Source organism: Halosimplex rubrum, assembly GCF_013415885.1.
In the GTDB taxonomy this organism is placed as follows: domain Archaea; phylum Halobacteriota; class Halobacteria; order Halobacteriales; family Haloarculaceae; genus Halosimplex; species Halosimplex rubrum.
In genome coordinates, this window is sequence record NZ_CP058910.1 from 3,127,346 (window position 1) to 3,141,911 (window position 14,566).

The 14,566-nt window shown below is 65.7% G+C and carries 26 protein-coding genes; 8 read left to right on the plus strand and 18 right to left on the minus strand.

Annotated features, from left to right (window positions below; translation table 11 throughout):
• Positions 1 to 42 precede the first annotated feature (42 nt).
• Positions 43 to 1,323 (plus strand): tyrosine-type recombinase/integrase, encoded by a 1,281-nt coding sequence (locus HZS55_RS15655; RefSeq protein ID WP_179908514.1) that lies wholly within the window; start codon positions 43 to 45, stop codon positions 1,321 to 1,323.
• Here HZS55_RS15655 and HZS55_RS15660 read toward each other — a convergent pair.
• From HZS55_RS15660 to HZS55_RS15715, 12 genes are all read right to left on the minus strand, one after another.
• Positions 1,290 to 1,475 carry a hypothetical protein gene (locus HZS55_RS15660; protein WP_179908515.1) on the minus strand — a complete coding sequence of 62 codons (186 nt, stop codon included), beginning with the start codon at positions 1,473 to 1,475 and terminating at the stop codon, positions 1,290 to 1,292. The genes HZS55_RS15655 and HZS55_RS15660 overlap by 34 nt on opposite strands.
• Positions 1,472 to 1,762, minus strand: a complete 291-nt coding sequence (locus HZS55_RS15665; protein ID WP_179908516.1) for a hypothetical protein — start codon at positions 1,760 to 1,762, stop codon at positions 1,472 to 1,474. Before HZS55_RS15665 ends, HZS55_RS15660 begins: the two co-directional genes overlap by 4 nt.
• The gene (locus HZS55_RS15670) at positions 1,762 to 2,148 is read right to left on the minus strand and encodes a hypothetical protein (RefSeq protein WP_179908517.1); all 387 of its coding nucleotides are present in this window, start codon (positions 2,146 to 2,148) and stop codon (positions 1,762 to 1,764) included. The genes HZS55_RS15665 and HZS55_RS15670 overlap by 1 nt, the downstream gene beginning before the upstream one ends.
• Positions 2,148 to 2,678, minus strand: a complete 531-nt coding sequence (locus HZS55_RS15675; RefSeq protein WP_179908518.1) for a hypothetical protein — start codon at positions 2,676 to 2,678, stop codon at positions 2,148 to 2,150. The genes HZS55_RS15670 and HZS55_RS15675 overlap by 1 nt, the downstream gene beginning before the upstream one ends.
• On the minus strand, positions 2,675 to 2,962 hold the full coding sequence (locus tag HZS55_RS15680; protein WP_179908519.1) for a hypothetical protein: 288 nt from the start codon (positions 2,960 to 2,962) through the stop codon (positions 2,675 to 2,677). The genes HZS55_RS15675 and HZS55_RS15680 overlap by 4 nt, the downstream gene beginning before the upstream one ends.
• Positions 2,952 to 3,185 (minus strand): hypothetical protein, encoded by a 234-nt coding sequence (locus tag HZS55_RS15685; RefSeq protein WP_179908520.1) that lies wholly within the window; start codon positions 3,183 to 3,185, stop codon positions 2,952 to 2,954. Before HZS55_RS15685 ends, HZS55_RS15680 begins: the two co-directional genes overlap by 11 nt.
• Complete coding sequence (locus HZS55_RS15690; protein ID WP_179908521.1) at positions 3,175 to 4,047, minus strand: hypothetical protein; 873 nt, start codon at positions 4,045 to 4,047, stop codon at positions 3,175 to 3,177. The genes HZS55_RS15685 and HZS55_RS15690 overlap by 11 nt, the downstream gene beginning before the upstream one ends.
• On the minus strand, positions 4,044 to 4,286 hold the full coding sequence (locus HZS55_RS15695; RefSeq protein WP_179908522.1) for a hypothetical protein: 243 nt from the start codon (positions 4,284 to 4,286) through the stop codon (positions 4,044 to 4,046). Before HZS55_RS15695 ends, HZS55_RS15690 begins: the two co-directional genes overlap by 4 nt.
• Positions 4,283 to 4,519, minus strand: coding sequence for a hypothetical protein (locus HZS55_RS15700; RefSeq protein ID WP_179908523.1), 237 nt, complete (start codon positions 4,517 to 4,519; stop codon positions 4,283 to 4,285). Before HZS55_RS15700 ends, HZS55_RS15695 begins: the two co-directional genes overlap by 4 nt.
• Before the next feature lie 103 nt (positions 4,520 to 4,622).
• Positions 4,623 to 4,799, minus strand: a complete 177-nt coding sequence (locus tag HZS55_RS15705) for a hypothetical protein (RefSeq protein WP_179908524.1) — start codon at positions 4,797 to 4,799, stop codon at positions 4,623 to 4,625.
• On the minus strand, positions 4,799 to 5,920 hold the full coding sequence (locus tag HZS55_RS22440) for a hypothetical protein (RefSeq protein WP_218927235.1): 1,122 nt from the start codon (positions 5,918 to 5,920) through the stop codon (positions 4,799 to 4,801). Before HZS55_RS22440 ends, HZS55_RS15705 begins: the two co-directional genes overlap by 1 nt.
• Entirely contained in the window at positions 5,917 to 6,636 is a 720-nt protein-coding gene (locus HZS55_RS15715) for a hypothetical protein (protein ID WP_179908525.1), read from the minus strand. The genes HZS55_RS22440 and HZS55_RS15715 overlap by 4 nt, the downstream gene beginning before the upstream one ends.
• 392 nt (positions 6,637 to 7,028) lie before the next feature.
• On the opposite strand from HZS55_RS15715, the gene HZS55_RS15720 reads away from it, so the two are divergent.
• A complete protein-coding gene (locus tag HZS55_RS15720) occupies positions 7,029 to 7,373 on the plus strand; it encodes an ArsR family transcriptional regulator (protein WP_218927236.1) in 345 nt (114 codons plus the stop codon).
• Between the two features lie 5 nt (positions 7,374 to 7,378).
• Here the strand turns inward: HZS55_RS15720 and HZS55_RS15725 are convergent, their stop codons facing one another.
• The 6 genes from HZS55_RS15725 to HZS55_RS15750 form a co-directional block, all read right to left on the minus strand.
• On the minus strand, positions 7,379 to 7,624 hold the full coding sequence (locus HZS55_RS15725) for a hypothetical protein (protein WP_179908526.1): 246 nt from the start codon (positions 7,622 to 7,624) through the stop codon (positions 7,379 to 7,381).
• Positions 7,625 to 7,701: 77 nt separating this feature from the next.
• A complete protein-coding gene (locus tag HZS55_RS15730) occupies positions 7,702 to 8,130 on the minus strand; it encodes a Cdc6/Cdc18 family protein (RefSeq protein WP_179908527.1) in 429 nt (142 codons plus the stop codon).
• Between the two features lie 31 nt (positions 8,131 to 8,161).
• The gene (locus HZS55_RS22670; protein WP_179908528.1) at positions 8,162 to 10,024 is read right to left on the minus strand and encodes a transposase; all 1,863 of its coding nucleotides are present in this window, start codon (positions 10,022 to 10,024) and stop codon (positions 8,162 to 8,164) included.
• Between the two features lie 6 nt (positions 10,025 to 10,030).
• Positions 10,031 to 10,336: a type II toxin-antitoxin system RelE family toxin gene (locus HZS55_RS15740; protein ID WP_179908529.1), complete on the minus strand. Its 306-nt coding sequence runs from the start codon at positions 10,334 to 10,336 to the stop codon at positions 10,031 to 10,033.
• A gap of 10 nt (positions 10,337 to 10,346) precedes the next feature.
• Positions 10,347 to 10,622 (minus strand): ribbon-helix-helix domain-containing protein, encoded by a 276-nt coding sequence (locus HZS55_RS15745; RefSeq protein ID WP_179908530.1) that lies wholly within the window; start codon positions 10,620 to 10,622, stop codon positions 10,347 to 10,349.
• Between the two features lie 128 nt (positions 10,623 to 10,750).
• Positions 10,751 to 10,960, minus strand: a complete 210-nt coding sequence (locus tag HZS55_RS15750; RefSeq protein ID WP_179908531.1) for a hypothetical protein — start codon at positions 10,958 to 10,960, stop codon at positions 10,751 to 10,753.
• 214 nt (positions 10,961 to 11,174) lie between these two features.
• Between HZS55_RS15750 and HZS55_RS15755 the strand changes: the two genes are divergently transcribed.
• From HZS55_RS15755 to HZS55_RS15780, 6 genes are read left to right on the plus strand one after another with little or no spacing between them, the layout of a single operon-like run.
• A complete protein-coding gene (locus tag HZS55_RS15755) occupies positions 11,175 to 11,321 on the plus strand; it encodes a hypothetical protein (RefSeq protein ID WP_179908532.1) in 147 nt (48 codons plus the stop codon).
• Positions 11,322 to 11,323: 2 nt separating this feature from the next.
• On the plus strand, positions 11,324 to 11,677 hold the full coding sequence (locus HZS55_RS15760) for a hypothetical protein (RefSeq protein WP_179908533.1): 354 nt from the start codon (positions 11,324 to 11,326) through the stop codon (positions 11,675 to 11,677).
• Positions 11,678 to 11,965, plus strand: coding sequence for a hypothetical protein (locus tag HZS55_RS15765; protein ID WP_179908534.1), 288 nt, complete (start codon positions 11,678 to 11,680; stop codon positions 11,963 to 11,965). It abuts the gene before it with no gap.
• A gap of 19 nt (positions 11,966 to 11,984) precedes the next feature.
• Positions 11,985 to 12,845, plus strand: a complete 861-nt coding sequence (locus HZS55_RS15770) for a hypothetical protein (RefSeq protein WP_179908535.1) — start codon at positions 11,985 to 11,987, stop codon at positions 12,843 to 12,845.
• Entirely contained in the window at positions 12,842 to 13,582 is a 741-nt protein-coding gene (locus HZS55_RS15775; protein ID WP_179908536.1) for a hypothetical protein, read from the plus strand. The genes HZS55_RS15770 and HZS55_RS15775 overlap by 4 nt, the downstream gene beginning before the upstream one ends.
• Entirely contained in the window at positions 13,579 to 14,484 is a 906-nt protein-coding gene (locus tag HZS55_RS15780; protein ID WP_179908537.1) for a hypothetical protein, read from the plus strand. Before HZS55_RS15775 ends, HZS55_RS15780 begins: the two co-directional genes overlap by 4 nt.
• The last annotated feature ends 82 nt before the right edge of the window (positions 14,485 to 14,566 follow it).

A 14,566-nucleotide genomic window follows, 5' to 3' on the forward strand; every position in this document is an offset into this window, starting at 1 on the left:
TCCGTACCTGGGTTTCATAATACTCGCCTCAGACGCACGGGTATGGCAGGGTTGGACGACTTCCAGGGCTTCGGCGAACGCGCCGAGCGCGAGCTCAGCAAGGTCGACCGGCACGATCCCGTCGACCGGCCGCACGTCAAGCGCTTCGCGAAGTCCCTCGACGGGAACGTCGCCGAAGGCACGCTCGCCGAGTACCTCAAGAACCTCCGGAAGACCGCAGAGCGCCTCGACCAGCCGATCGTTGACCTCGACGAGGCCGGCATGGACGCCCACGTGTTCGAACTCCGCCGGAACCCCGAGTACGGCATGGGCGACGAGCCCGGCCTCTCCGACGGGACGATCCGGAACGTCGAGTTCGTCGTCCGGAAGTTCCTGAAGGCCCTCGACATCGAGGGCACTGAGTGGGCCGACGACTACGAGCTGACGCCGCCGCCCGACAACAAGGTCTCCCCCGAGGACATGCTCCGTCCCGAGGACATCTCGGCGATGGTCGACGGCGCGAACAACATGCGCGATATCGCCCTGATCGAGTTCCTCGCCGACTCGGGCGCCCGGCTCTCGCTGCTCGGGTCGCTCCGCGTCGGTGACGTGGATCTCGACGGCGAGCAGGCGACCTATCGCCCCAACGCCGACGCCGTCGGGCTGAAGGGCGCCGACATCGCGAACTACCCCATCATCGACGCGAAGACGACGCTGCGGACCTACCTCCGACAGGTCCATCCGCGCCCGGACGAGGACGACGCCGCCTTTTTCCACAAGATCCCCGGCCACGGCAACAAGCCGCCGTGGGAGGAGGACGGCGCCATCTCGCCGTCGACGATCCGTAAGCAGTTGCGGAAGGGCGCCGACAACGGCGGCGTCGACCGGCCGGTCAACCCCCACAACTTCCGCCACTCGGCGGTCTCGCGGATGGTCCGCGAGGACTTCACCCGCGCCCAGATCGAGCACCGCGTCCACTGGGACGTGGACACCGACATGTGGGAGACCTACCAGCACATCGCCGCCGAGGAGCACAACGCCGACATCTTCGCCCACGCGGGCGTCGGCGACGCCGACGACGGCGTCGACCACGAGCGCCGACCCTGCGGGAACTGCCGGGAGCCGCTGGCGCCCCATCACGAGTACTGCCCCCGCTGCGGGGAGCCGGCGACCCAGCAGGCTCGGGAGCGCCGCGACAACGCCGTCGCGAAGCTCGGCGAGGGCCAGGTCGATGTCGAGGAGATGTCCCGCCGGGAGTTCCGCGCGAGTCTGCTGTCGGCCGTCCAGGCCAACGGCGAGATCGCGGACGCTCACGACGAGGACACCTCCCCGGACTCGACGTAGGCGAGGGCGCGCTCGAACACCCACGCGTCGGGGGCGTCGCTCGCGGCCTCGTACTCCAGGGCGTCGCGGTGGGCTTCGAGCCACTCGTCGACATCGTCCTCGTCGGGGTCGAACGGTTCCACGTCGTAGGGCTGTCTCTGTAGCTGGTTCATGCGTTCGGGGCCTCCGCTTGGTCGCGGACGAACTCCTGCTGGTCTGCGGGTCGGTCGGTCAGTTCGATGACGGTCACAAGCTCGCCGTTGCGGGCGAGCAGGACCGTGTCGGTCGGTGCGTGGTACCGGGCGTAGGTCTCGCCCTTCGCCGGCGGGTACTCGACGGGAGTGGCCTCGTACCAGGCGGTCTTGAGGTCGTCCAGTCGTGCGTGGGTCCGGTTGCGCCAGCGGTCACGGGCGTGGCCCGAGACCCAGCAGATGCCCGACTGCTGGTTGACGGTCGCCATCACGCGGTCACCTCCTGCAGGGAACCGTGGGTCAGCTCGACGCCCGTCGCGGGATGGGTCTCCCACGCGAGTCGCTCGGTCCAGTCGCTGCCCTCCTGGTAGTAGACGTACGCCCGCGGGGCGTGAGCGTGCCACTCGCAGACGAGCCGCGCGTCAGGGAACTCGCTGTAGCCGGGCTGGATGTGGACGCGGTCGCGCGTGTCCCGCGGGTCGATAGATGCCGACGCCTCCGTGTGCCACTCCAGGCCGTCGCCGGCCCGCCGCTGCAGCTCGTGGGCTGCGTGGATGGCGTGGTTGTCCGTCCGGACGACCAGGCGAGCCCGGCGAGACTGCTGGGCGAGGCCGAAGCCGTAGACGGTCGCCTCGGCGAGGGTATGGGCCGCCATCAGACACGCACCTCCGCGGGGTCGACGAACGCCTCGGGCTCGATCTCGCCACAGTCGTCACAGATTCCCTCGTCGTGGACGTACGCGAAGGAGACGTGAACCCACATCTCCACGTCGCAGTACATGCACCCGACGCGGGTGTACTTCGGATGCAGTTCTCGGATGTCGGTGTAGCCGCCGAGGCTCTCGCCGGACTCCAGGTCGCCGTCGACCACACCGCCGTCGGTCGCGTACTCGTGCAGCGACTCGTTCTCCTCGCTCGCCACCTCGGCGTGATACTCGAGGTAGCAGTCGACGTGCATCAGGTACGAGCCCGGCTCGGACGCGCCGACGCTCTCGTACTGCTGGCCGCTCCGATCGCGGACGGGTCCGTACGTGTGGTTGAGGCCGCCTCCGATCCCCGGCGGGTGCTCCTTGCCGCGGATGTCGTCGTCCCGGTCCTCGGCGCCGAAGACGATCCCGCACCACACGCAGCGCTCGAACCCGTTGGCGATCGTCCGCGACCACTCGAACGGTTCGTCGCTCGTCATCGCTTCTCCTCCACGTCCACGAGCGCGCGTTCGTCGACGAGCAGCCACTCGCCGTCGGCTCGGTCGGGCCGGGGCCGCTCGCCCAGCTGGGCTTTCTCCAGCGGGCAGATGAGCCACATGCCCAGCAGCGCCGGGACGTGCGCGATCTCGTCGTCGTGGTCGGGCTCCTGACCGAGCCAGCTCTCGAACGACTCCACGTCGCCGCCGGTCGGCGGGCGGCCTGCACGGTAGTCGGCGAGCGCCTCGATGAACGCGTCGGACACGTCGGCGTGCTCACTCGACATCGTCGACCACCTCGAACTCGCCCTCGAACGGACTGATCGTGACGGAGTTCATCGTCCCGAACGGCAGGTCGAACCGGGCGATAGCCGAGCGCGGACCGGGCCGCTCCGTGATGGCCTTGCACTCGGCCGTGAACTTCGCGACGATGGTGCCGTGGGTGCCGTGCTCGCGGGCCCGGACGAGGACATCGTCGCCCTGCTCGAACGGGAACTCCTCACTCGCCATCGGCCGCACCCCCGTCGGCCTCAGTCACCGTGTCGAGGTTGGCGTACCCGTCCTCACTTCCGCCCTCCTCGTCGACCTTGTCGCGACAGACCATGCAGTAGCCCGAGTCGTCGACGGTGTCCGTCTCGCGTCCGCACCGGTCGCACTCGGGATCGCTGGACTCGCCGAGCGTGGCCTGGTCGGCCGTGCCGTCGGCCACGTCGGTGAACGCCAGCAGCTCCTCCTCGACGAACCGGACGAACGCCGAGGGCATGTCCTCGTTGTAGACGGCGACGTACCCGCTCTCGTAGACGACGCCCTCCATGACCGTGTTGTTCCACGGTCGCGTGAACCCGAAGCCGATGGTCGCCGGCTCGTCGGCGCTGGCCTGCTGGTGATAGTCGATCGTGGCGCCGTCGCCGCCGTCGGCGCCGCGCATCCACACGTCGCCAAGCGTCCCGGCGTCGGTCCACGACATGTGAAGCTTCTCGACATCGATCTCCAGGCGCTCGGGCGTGCGCCCGGTGCGCGCCGCGAACAGGTCCAGCGGGAAGTCGTACTTCCCGGGCCCCTGGACGGACTCGATGGCGATGAGTCCCGTCCCGGTCACGTCGGCGACCCAGTCGGTCGCGACCGGCGTCGTGGCCTCGCTGGGCTCGGTCACGATGCGATGGTCGTCGTCGTCCGGCCCGTGGCTGACGAACACGTCCTCCGTGTTGGTCATGACCGTGCCGGCGACGGTGCCCGCCTGGACGGGGCGCCCGTCGAAGCTGTCCTGCGTGGTCGACACCTCCAGCGCCGGGAGCGAGCCGTCGTCGGCGAACGTCGAGTCGAGACGCACGTCGATGGGCTCTTCGAGCTGGACGAGCGTGCCGGCGATCATGCCTCGGCCTCCACGTCGGCGCCGCGGGGCCCGCCCAGCGCCATCACGATGGCCGCGAGCTGGTCCTTGGTGAACCGACCGGCGCCGTTGTCGGGGTACTCGTCAGCGGGAAGGCCCGCCATCGCGTCGATCTCATCGCGGAGGTCCGCGGCGGTGTTGGCCTCTGCGAGGACGTACCGTTTGGCCTCGAAGGGCCAGTCGCCACCCTCGAACTTCTCGGGAACGTCGAGGTCGCTCATGCCGAGTCACCCCCGAGGATGACCCGGGCCTCGCCGTCGCCCATGTCGACCTGCATGTTGCGGATGTCGATCCCGTGGTCGTCGGCGAGGTCGAGGACGTCCTCCAGGTCGACCGTGTCGTCGGTCAGGTCCCGCGTCGCGATGACACGCCCGTCCTCGCGGGCGACCGAGATACCGTCGAGGTCCAGCGCGTCGAGCTGGAACTGCTCGAAGTGCGACTGGGTCGCGCTCATGCGGCCACCTCCACGACGATGGCGACGCCGGCCAGCGCCAGCGCCAGCAGGACCGTCACGAGCACGGGCCACGCGACCGCGTAGGCGCCGTCGTCGTGGTTGCTCATCGGTCACCACCTCGGCAGTGGCGGCAGGTGGCGCCCTCGGCGCTCGTCGGGCCCCCACAGTCGGGACACGTCGCGTCGCTCCCGAAGTCGTCGTCATCGTCGCGCTCGGACAGCTGGTGGGTCTGGCACAGGCGGCCCGCGCAGCGCGTCCCGCACTTGATGCAGGATCCCATCAGTCGTCACCTCCGTCGTCGACGGCGAGTTCGAACGGGACCCTCGCCAGCCGGCCGGCGGGGTAGTCGTACGTCCTGCTGAACGAGTGCAGGTCGTCGACGCCGCCGACGAACGCACACTCGAAGACGGCGTCGTCGACGCTGACCGGCAGGTACGGGTGTTGCTTGTACGTCGCCAGGTCGAAGTCCTCGCGCTCGTAGTGCTCGGCGAGCGTGTCCGCGCTCTTACCGAGGATCATCAGCGGCTGGCGCGTGACGAGGTCGATCGCCACGTCGCCGACGTCCAGCCCGGCGTGAGTGGCCGCGCCGACATCGTCGAGTTCGGCTTCGAGGCGCTCGCGCGGCGTGCGCTCGGCGTCGCCGAAGTCGTTGTCGATGGCGCCCTGCGTGCCGCCGTCGGCCATCGGGACGGGGTCCTCATCCTCTGTGTCGGTGTGCCGGTCGAGCAGGTTCTGGAGTTCGACCGCGGCGCTTCGCGCGCCCTCGGCCACGCCCTCGCTGTAATCGCTATCGCCGTTCTCGGTGAACTTCTGGTACTGGGCCTCCCAGCCGTCGACGAGATCGCGGAGTTCGTCGACCGGGACGCACCCGCCGTCCGTATCGACGCCACCGTCGGTCACGATCTCGTCCTCGCCGCCACCGAGTCGGTCGGCACCGTCGTCCAGGTACTCGTCGTCCAGCTGCCCAGCGTGGGCGTGGAACGGGTCGCGGGCGATGATGCCGTGCCGGGAGGTCATCACGGCGAGCGCGATCTTCCCGGTGGCGCCTTCCTCCGCGCCGTACTCGGTGTAGGAGTCGTTCGAGTACCCACTCGCCGGGTCGGGGTAGTAGCGGGCCGTCCCGGTGTCGGTCGTGTCGTTCGCCCGGAGCACGACCGCGTCGGCGACGGCCGGGCTACAGCGTTTGAGGAGTCGCTCCGCGCCGCCGAAGTCGGGGTAGCTGCCGTCGAGGCGCGCGTAGACGTGCGAGTCTGCCGTCGTCCACCGGCGGACGCGGTCGTCGGCATCCAGCGCCGCCGTCAGGTCCGCCGTCGCGTCCCACGGGTCCCGGTCGTCCCGTCGGCTGTACTCGTAGTCCGCTGCGGCCGTCCCGCGGAGCGTGAGGACCGTCCACGAGCTCATCGGCCGTCACCTCCCGCGACCACGTAATCGCCCTCGCCCACGTCACTGACTCGCCGGTCCAGCTCGGAGAGCACGACCCCGACGAACTCGTCGGGGATGACCCACCAGTTGGGGTCGGTGTCGTAGTCGACGATGACGTGCTCGACGGGCGCCCCGTTCCAGCTGTCCTCGCGGAACGCGCGGTAGTCGCCGATCTCCGCCTCGTCGTCGCCGGTGTGGACCGCGTTGATGGTCTGGTAGAGCGCTTCGAGGTCGTGGCCGGCGATTTCCCGGCCGCCGTCGGCTCGAACCGTCGGTTCGTCGGGCTCGCCGTTCTCGCTGCCGTCGTCAAATGCTGTGGCGCGCCCCGTTAGAAACGCACCGAAACATTGGCGACAGAGGTAGTTCGGATCGGTGTCTAGTTCGCGGTCGGCGTCGCGACCGCAGCCGTCGATACCGCACTGTGGGCGGTCGTCGGCTCGCCCGCCGTCGGTGCGGATCGCTGGCTCGCCCTCGTCGACGAGGAGTTGCCAGGTCGTCCCGTTGATCGAGTCGCCGTTCGACCAGCGCTCGACCATGCCCTCGTCGGCCAGCGCGGAGAGGCGGTGGCCGATCGAGCGGTGGGCGTCGGCGTCGACGCCCAGCTCGCGGGCGACGTGGCGGGGCTTGATGTACGAGCGTCGGGCGGCCAGCGAGCGCACGGCGCGCTCGACATCGGCTTCGGCGACGCTCGTCATCGCTGCCCCCCGCGGCCAGAACCTATTCCAGTGGCCGCGTCGTACTGTTCGCCCGTGCGGGGCTCCGTCCCTGCCCAACCCTTACTTGTGGACTCGGACGGCGAGTCGCTGGTGTCACGACCGCGTGAGCGGTCGACTCTGCTGCTGTCAGTGGCCCCATAGTTAAGAGGCCGGTGTTCGTTCTGTCGCATGGCTTCGTTGAGATTCCCTGTCAGGGGAACGGAAGCCATCCGCCCGGCGTGTCATCACCACGCTGGGTTTTCTGACGCAACCCGTGGGCGGAGAGGCTCCGATCCGTTCTATTATTCGGCCGCTACTTATAGATACCGACGGTAGCTGCTAAGGTAAGCTACCGATACTACCAAGTTGCCGGATACCGTTGGTACTTTTAGATGAGCACCACCGAGAATGGGGCAGTGAAGCTGAAACGCCCCGTCGATTTCGAGATACTCGGCGCCTACTCCGACGGCGAGCAGGACGTGGGCGTAAACATCGCGGAGCGCATCGACTACAACCGGAGTTACGTCAACACGCGACTTCCTCAGCTGGAAGACTACGGTCTGCTCACGAAGGTCGGTCCGTCGGAGCGGTCCGGACTCTACCGGATCACGCCGAAAGGGGTTGCGGCGCTCCGGCTCCGAAACGAGTACGGCGAAGAGGGTTACGAGGAACTCGTCGACGAGCGAGCGGCGCCTATCGAGGTCCACCGGCCCCGAATCACTGGCGACGAGTTCTGACATCTTCAGGCGGGCCTCGCGAGTCGCGACATCCTGTCTTCCAGCCACTCGGGAACCTCCAGGTCAGCCGGCGCACCGTCGCGACGCGTGACCTCGGCCTCGACCTCCCCGTCGTTGTCGACGACCACGACCCACTCGCGATCGTCGGGGTGCTCGATCTCCATTCGGGCGGCGTCGCCGCCCGTGTCCAGCACGCGGACGTCGACCTCGTTGCCGTCGTAATCGAGTATCGTGGTTTCTTTCTCCGGCATACACGACCACCGACACCCGCCTGCCACATATACCGTCGAACGATTGCCGGCAGATCGCTGATATGTCTGTAGAAGGGTTACTCGTCGGGGACGGTCCGGGCGGGGAGCCGGACGCGCTCGGAAACGATCGTCGCGTCGCGGACCCGGTGGAACTGGTGGCGGTTGGCTGCCTTCTCGATGAGCTCGTATTCAGCGAGCTTCCGCAGCTTGTCCCGACGCCGGCGCTCGGCGATCGGCTTCGCGGTGACGCCGGTGTAGACCTTCTCTTGGACCCGTACGTAGCGGTCGTGCAGGTCGCCGGGCTTGATCTCACCGGCCTCGCGGATCAGCTCGTAGAGGACGTGGTAGTCGTAGTCCATCGACCGCAGGTTTGCCTCGCGGATGCGGCCCAGCGCCCGCTGGTAGGCCACGCCGATGTCGACGGTTTCGACCGGGCAGTTACGCTCGTCGGCGAGTTCGGCCGCAGCCCGGAGCGTCTGGATGGCCTTACCAGTAGTTGAAAACACGGAGATTCTATTCAGCAACGCCCCCGGCGAATCAGTCGGCGTCTGAGGTGCTCCAACCGGCCCCGAGAACGTCGCCAAATACCTGTCGAGTTTCTGGTGGTTCGGTCGGAATCCGAAGGTCGTGCGGGTCGTCCTCGATGGCCTGCATCAGCTCACCAGCAGTCAGTTGCTTCCCCTCGCTCAGGGCCTCGCCAGTCTCCTCGGCGCGGAGGATGTTCGCTACCGTCCAGATGTTGAACAGGTGGGCCGCGAAGTTGAAGTAGAACGCTCGTATCGCCGGGTCCCGTGACGCTGACTTGGCGAGGAACTCCTCCTTGATCACGCGGAAGTCCGTCTCGATGCCCCACCGACGCCGGTACGCCTCACCCAACTCCTCCGGTGGAACCTCTTCGGGATGCAGGTTCGTGTAGAAGTACGTGTAGTCGTCCATCGGCTCTTCAGCTTCTGACTTCCGTAGTTTCACCGTCTTGTCCGACTTCAGCCCGACCGCGTAGTAGCTGTCCTCGTCGAGGTCGCCGACGCCGTACGGGTAGTACGACGAACGAAGATCGGCACGCGCCATCCCGTTCAGGAAGTGTTTGACTGTCTTTCCCGACTTGCGGCCCTGCATCACCAGCTCCAGCCCCTGCTCGGTGATAGCCGAAATCGTATCCGAGTTGTAGAACTCCGTCCCGGCGTCGAGGTAGACGCGGCCAATGTTCACGTGTTGCCGGCTCAGACGGAGCATCCGGCGAATGTACTTCGGCGTCTTCGACTTGTCCTTGACCGGGAGCACGACCAAAATCAGCGGCGTGTCGCTCCCGACGAGAGCGAGCGTGATGTACTTCCAGGCCCACGAGTAGTTCCGTCCCGGCTTCGTTCCGCGAATGAATCCGTCGCCGTCTGCATCGCCGTAGAACGGCCAGTCCGTGATGTCGATGGCGACCTCTGCCTCCTCGGGGAAGTAGTCGTGCCTGGAGGCGATCTCGAACAGTACCTCGTTCGCTTCCCGGAACATCCGCATGACGGACTCCCGCGAAGACTTCCGCAGGTGGTAGGTGAGGTTCTGCCCCGTCGGAATGTCGCCGTCGTCGTAGAACGGCTTGTACTTGAGGTTCTTCGCGGCGTCGTTGACGAACCCGTTCCCGTTCGCGGCGGCGATGAGCACCCGGAGAGCGGCGTCCTTCGTCACTTCCGTGCTGTCGTCGCGCTTCAGCCGGATGTACTTGAACGTCTTCGAGCGCAGCTCCCGAGCGATCACCTGGACCGGCGGAAACCCCTCACCGTCAGTGACTATCGTGTCCGGCGTCGGGTCTCGGAACCAGTGTTCGACCCTCGTGTCCTGCATTCGCCGAACCAGCGTCTCGGTCTCACTCGCGTAGTAGTGTCGTGTATCCTCGTCCATCCGTCCCGGCATCCGGTTCAGCGTCGGCTGACTCACCGAGTCCTCAATGTCCAACGCCTCCCGAATGTCGGGGTCGTTGATGGCACGGGCAACACCCGACTGGTTGAGTGCCGAGAGGTCGAAGAACAGATACAGCCGCGTTGCGTCCTCTCCATCGAGATTCTCTGTGAGATGGTCGTTTTTTCCTTCCGACCAGTAGTAGTGCCGAAGCTGGACTTTCCCGAGTGCCTTTGCGAGGCGATGCTCGGGCGTCTCCAGTTCGTCGTAAAAATCGCAGACGCGGTAAGCCTCAGACTTGATCGCCTCCCACAGCGGCGGCGTGATGTTCTTGGCTGGATTTCGACTCAGGAGCCCCGTGTACGCCCACGGATCATCCCGCGGGTCGTCGGGTAGCTTCCTCTCAGCTTCCCTGTACCGGCTTGAAATCTCCGCCTTCTCCTGCCACCGCTCGTGGATTTCACCCTTCGACTCGGGATCACGGTCAGCGTCCTCGTCTTTCTCCTTGGTCACGTCGTGTCACCCCTCCGCGTCGTCCCGCCATGACCCCCACACCTCACGGTACTTCCCGAGTTCTCGGTACTCCTTCTTCCGCTCGAAGGCGTCGATGGCGTAGAGCACCTCGTTGTCCTTGTCCCAATCAATCAGCACGCGAAAGTCGCCGACACGAAGCTTGTAGCCGGGGTGGTTCTTCAGCCGGTCCAGAAAGTGATCCGGGAAGTCCTCGATGTCCTCCAGCTTGTTGATGATCCGCTCCGCATCCTGCGTTTCGAACTGCTCCAGCGTTTCGACCAACGTCTCCGTCAGAACGACCTCGTGAGCCACCGTTCAGCCCTCAGTCCTGATCGATGCCGAGGCGTTCGCGGGCCTCGTCCGTGGACATCGTCCGACCCGCCGCCACGTCCGCGTAGCCCTCGGAGACACCCTCCTGTGCCCCGGGCGTCAGAATCGGCTCCGTGGTGTCACGCAGCACCTCACGGATGAACTCCGAGCGGTTGGTGTACTCCAACTCCTCGGCCAGTTCGTCGATCTCTTCGAGAAGGCGCTTCGGGACCTTCACGTTCAATTTCACCATGTCCCCGTCGCCGTTGTCGTCCGCGCCCGTGCTCATACGCCGTGGTACGCGGGTGGTACATTTTAGTCTTTATACGATTTCTTCATTCGCCGCATCAGTCGTCGCGGGGATCGGCGACCAGTTCATACATTTTGTTTCAAATTCGATTTCTTCAATTGGTGTTGTCAGTACTCGTCCTCGCAAACGACTGCACGCAACTCTTCAAGCACGTCCGGTCGGTGATCCTTCAACACCTCAATGTCATGGGGAAGCTCTTCACTGATCCGCTGGCGAACCCGGTACACTGCTTGGTCCTTCTGTCGTTGCGAAGGGTCGCTCTCTCCGGAAATATGTTCACGGTCCGTTTCAGTCATGATGGCGCGGTAGCGTCCCATCTCATTTGGCCTATCTGGTACCATCCAGTTCAACCTATGCATCTGTGCCTACTTAAATCTATGCACCAATGCATTGCTATGCAACTATGCAAAGGTTGAAGTAGGCACAGGTGCATAGGTGTAACTGAGGAGTCCGGTCCCATCGGGGCGTGACCTGTCGTAGGAAATGCCCGCGTGCTGATGACACGCGGGCCGGGCTTCTGTGGAGAAACCCATGGCAACCAACGAGACCCGCGAACTTCAAGAGTTCGCAACGACCGAGGAATCGGACGAAAACGACGACTGCGACTGTGACAATCTGAGCGACGACTTCCCGTGTTGGGAATGCGTTCGCACCGGCAAGCGCGAGGTCCCGAACTGACGATGAACGGGATTGCAACGGTCACCGCGACACCGGACCAGGTGTTCGAGGGCTACGCGGTCGGCTCCGGTGGGAAAGCTGCCTGTACCGGATGTCAGCGTACGGTCCGCGACGGCGACCCGGTCGGGATCTACGCCCACCAGACCAGTGACGCCGCGCGATGGGACATTGCCCGCCTGTTCTGCGTCGATTGTCGGGAGACGTCGATTCAACACCCGACGACCGGCGCGACCGAGGTCGTCCTCAACGCCCGCTTGGGCGTCACGTCGGATGCTGCGACCCAATCCGCGCGACTGACGCTGCGCGACATCGAGACGATGCAGCTCTCCCCGCCCGAAGATGGGGGTGAACCCTGAATGGACGACGCCGAGAAGTGGCGTGAAGTCGGGCGCAAGGCCGTCGGGATGGAACTCGAAGACGCCCGGTACGACGTCGAGTCGGCGTTGTACGCCATCACCGTGGACACGATGTTCCGGGGTGGCGATCCGACGGCCGACCAGGTCAAGGAGGCCCGGATGGCGCTGAACCTTGCCCACCGGATTCTCGAAGAGTACGTCGCCCCCGCCGCTGGCTGTGAGCCGTGGGGCGACCCCGTCCCGGACATGCCCTACGGCCGGGCGAAGGAAGTGTACCATCTCGAATGACAACTGAAGAAATCAAATAATGACAGAAATCGACATCGACCGCGACGTGTTCGTGCGAATCCGTACCGACCTGCTGGTGGTCGGGGACAGCATCATGACCGACAGACACCACGCCTCGAACGGCAACTACGAGGACAACGACCCGCAGAACCAGATCGGCGGGATCATCCCGGCGTTCAGCCTCTCGGGATGGCTTCGCCACGGGATGGAGAAGGTCGTCCAGGAACGTGACGGTACGGCCTGCCACCCCGGCGAGGCCAACGCGAACTTCCGGAAGGACGGCGTCTACAACCGCGACCTCGACGCCGGCTACCACGAGAAGGGCGTGTGCCTCGAAGATGATGACGACGACGGGTGCGTGATTCTCGACCTCTTCGGCGGCTTCGGGAATCGCCCCGGGAAGTTCATGCGCCGCCCGATTCAGTTCTCGCCGGTCCGCTCCAGCGTGGACTACACGCGCGGACAGGCCGAAGGCCACTACCGCCGCATCAACCGGAACGTCGTCTCCCGGAATGAGGAAGACAACCGAGAGCCGCTCCGGAACGCCGAACTGGACGCCGTCGGGAACCTCGACGGCTGCTGGCACCTCTCCTTCCGGGAGACCAAGCCCGAGTTCGTCGCGCTGCTCGCCGAGGCCATCGACTTCCTCGATGAGCATCAGACCGACTTCATGCACCAGCTCGGCGGGGCTCGGAACTTCGGCGGCGGGATCGTGGACTGCGACCTCGTGAACCCACTCTACAACGAGACCGAACTCCGCCGCGTCTTCGACCGCGGGAAGGGCAACACGAACAAAATGGACGACAAAGACGAGAAGTGGGAGACCGAGTACCTGCCGGAGTTCCAGGCGGCGCTCGCAGAGCGCGTGGAGGAAGTATGAGCGACGTGATGCTCACCGCCTTCCGGCACGACGTCCACAAGTTCACCGGTGAGAGCCACGAGGACGCTCGTGAGGAGTTCGCCGGTGTTCCCGTGAACCAGCCGGTGCCCGAGGGCGCGGACGGCGATGCGGCGGCGCTCTCGCGGCCTCAGCAGAAGCAGGAGCAGACCGTCCCGACCCACGACGACCACTACCGACTCTCGCTGCTGACCGGCGAGACCGCCTACGACCCCGGAGAGTTCTCCCGGGCGACCATCGAGAGCGAGGTAGCGGACCTCATCGGCATCGAGGACGCACAGACGGCCCACGAGCGGTGGCTCACAAGCGACGTGGCCGCCGCGTTCAACGAGTCAGTCTACCACCCGTACACGAGCCTGAAGTACCACACGCTGCTCGTGGCGGCGCTGCTGGACAACTACCGCGCCGGGAACGAGTTCGCCGACCTTCGGCTCATCGTGGACCCGGCGGGCGAGATCGCTCCGTTCCGCACCGTCTTCGATGGCGAACGGTTCGCGCTCCGCATCGGCGTCGAGGCGGACGGGTGTCCCTCTGCTCGCCTCGGGAGCCGTCCGTGGCGGTCGTGGGCGTCGGCGTGGAACCGCCTGACGGCGCACCCGCTCGATACCGGCCACGACAAGTACGACATGACGCTCGATGCGAACCTGCGACGGACGCAGTCCTGGAGCACGGCGCTCCAGTACATCGAGGACTACGCCGAGTGGAGGCCCGACCGATGACGGCGATTCAGCAAGTCCTGTGGGAGCTGCGAATGGACTACATTGGTCACCCGTACTACGTCAGCGGGAACGCCATCCTGCACGCTCTCGGTCAGCACCTCGACCCCGAGACGCACGCGGCGGTGTCGGCCAGTCACGGCGTCTTCGTTCCCGGGCAGTTCGGGACGTTCCCCGAGGAACACAGTCAGTCGGGCATCCGCCCGTACCTCGGGAGCGGTCTCCCCGACGTTGAGGCCTACGACGACCTCTTCCTCCAGCGGGAGGCGATGCACCCGTGGTTGCTGGATACCCGCGCTCGGGACGCGCTGAACACGCACGATCTCCGCGTCCAGGGCGGCCACCCGGCGCTCGCTCACGAGACCATCATGGGCCGCCGGGAAGACCAGCGGAAACAGCAGCAGACCACGAAGTGGTACGTCCACGCCTACCTCCACGCTGATGACCCGGCGGTGCTCCCGCTCGGCGAGGATGTGCTGGAGGGCCTCCAGTTCGGCGGCAAGCGCAACTACGGCTACGGCGAGGTTCAGCTGAAGGACACGCAGATGGTTGACCTCGGTGAACTGGACTACTCGCGGCTCGAAGGCGCGGAGACGTATCTCATCGAACTCGTGACGCCGTTCGTCCTGGCGTCGGAGTATCCAGAGGCGAACGACCGCACTATCCCGTGGTGGTGGGCCGAGAACCGGGACAATCTCCGGCTGCGCCAGGAGAAGATACTGGAGCAGCGCGAGGTGTTCAAGCTGGAGACGGTCGATCACGGACAGGTCGTGAAGTACCTCGGCGACCGCCCGGTGGAGACCGCGAAGAACGGCCTCCAGCGGGTCGGCTCTCACTCCCGATACGGCTTCGGAGAACTGCGGCTGAAGCCCCTCGGCGAACAGTATCAGGAATCAGAGAAGTAACGACTAACTGGCCACCAATGCAACACCAGAATCAGGATGAATCGGGCGAGAAAAATACAGCGGTGCGGCTGAATAAAGAAAT

Coding starts and splice junctions, on each gene's coding strand:
- HZS55_RS15660 (WP_179908515.1), bottom strand. CDS start 1,475: ATGAACCAGCTACAGAGACAGCCCTACGACGTGGAACCGTTCGACCCC.
- HZS55_RS15755 (WP_179908532.1), top strand. CDS start 11,175: ATGGCAACCAACGAGACCCGCGAACTTCAAGAGTTCGCAACGACCGAG.
- HZS55_RS15690 (WP_179908521.1), bottom strand. CDS start 4,047: ATGATCGCCGGCACGCTCGTCCAGCTCGAAGAGCCCATCGACGTGCGT.
- HZS55_RS15760 (WP_179908533.1), top strand. CDS start 11,324: ATGAACGGGATTGCAACGGTCACCGCGACACCGGACCAGGTGTTCGAG.
- HZS55_RS15780 (WP_179908537.1), top strand. CDS start 13,579: ATGACGGCGATTCAGCAAGTCCTGTGGGAGCTGCGAATGGACTACATT.
- HZS55_RS15775 (WP_179908536.1), top strand. CDS start 12,842: ATGAGCGACGTGATGCTCACCGCCTTCCGGCACGACGTCCACAAGTTC.
- HZS55_RS15675 (WP_179908518.1), bottom strand. CDS start 2,678: ATGACGAGCGACGAACCGTTCGAGTGGTCGCGGACGATCGCCAACGGG.
- HZS55_RS15665 (WP_179908516.1), bottom strand. CDS start 1,762: ATGGCGACCGTCAACCAGCAGTCGGGCATCTGCTGGGTCTCGGGCCAC.
- HZS55_RS15685 (WP_179908520.1), bottom strand. CDS start 3,185: ATGGCGAGTGAGGAGTTCCCGTTCGAGCAGGGCGACGATGTCCTCGTC.
- HZS55_RS15705 (WP_179908524.1), bottom strand. CDS start 4,799: ATGGGATCCTGCATCAAGTGCGGGACGCGCTGCGCGGGCCGCCTGTGC.
- HZS55_RS15680 (WP_179908519.1), bottom strand. CDS start 2,962: ATGTCGAGTGAGCACGCCGACGTGTCCGACGCGTTCATCGAGGCGCTC.
- HZS55_RS15725 (WP_179908526.1), bottom strand. CDS start 7,624: ATGCCGGAGAAAGAAACCACGATACTCGATTACGACGGCAACGAGGTC.
- HZS55_RS15670 (WP_179908517.1), bottom strand. CDS start 2,148: ATGGCGGCCCATACCCTCGCCGAGGCGACCGTCTACGGCTTCGGCCTC.
- HZS55_RS15695 (WP_179908522.1), bottom strand. CDS start 4,286: ATGAGCGACCTCGACGTTCCCGAGAAGTTCGAGGGTGGCGACTGGCCC.
- HZS55_RS15745 (WP_179908530.1), bottom strand. CDS start 10,622: ATGAGCACGGGCGCGGACGACAACGGCGACGGGGACATGGTGAAATTG.
- HZS55_RS15655 (WP_179908514.1), top strand. CDS start 43: ATGGCAGGGTTGGACGACTTCCAGGGCTTCGGCGAACGCGCCGAGCGC.
- HZS55_RS22440 (WP_218927235.1), bottom strand. CDS start 5,920: ATGAGCTCGTGGACGGTCCTCACGCTCCGCGGGACGGCCGCAGCGGAC.
- HZS55_RS15720 (WP_218927236.1), top strand. CDS start 7,029: ATGAGCACCACCGAGAATGGGGCAGTGAAGCTGAAACGCCCCGTCGAT.
- HZS55_RS15700 (WP_179908523.1), bottom strand. CDS start 4,519: ATGAGCGCGACCCAGTCGCACTTCGAGCAGTTCCAGCTCGACGCGCTG.
- HZS55_RS15715 (WP_179908525.1), bottom strand. CDS start 6,636: ATGACGAGCGTCGCCGAAGCCGATGTCGAGCGCGCCGTGCGCTCGCTG.
- HZS55_RS15750 (WP_179908531.1), bottom strand. CDS start 10,960: ATGGGACGCTACCGCGCCATCATGACTGAAACGGACCGTGAACATATT.
- HZS55_RS15765 (WP_179908534.1), top strand. CDS start 11,678: ATGGACGACGCCGAGAAGTGGCGTGAAGTCGGGCGCAAGGCCGTCGGG.
- HZS55_RS15770 (WP_179908535.1), top strand. CDS start 11,985: ATGACAGAAATCGACATCGACCGCGACGTGTTCGTGCGAATCCGTACC.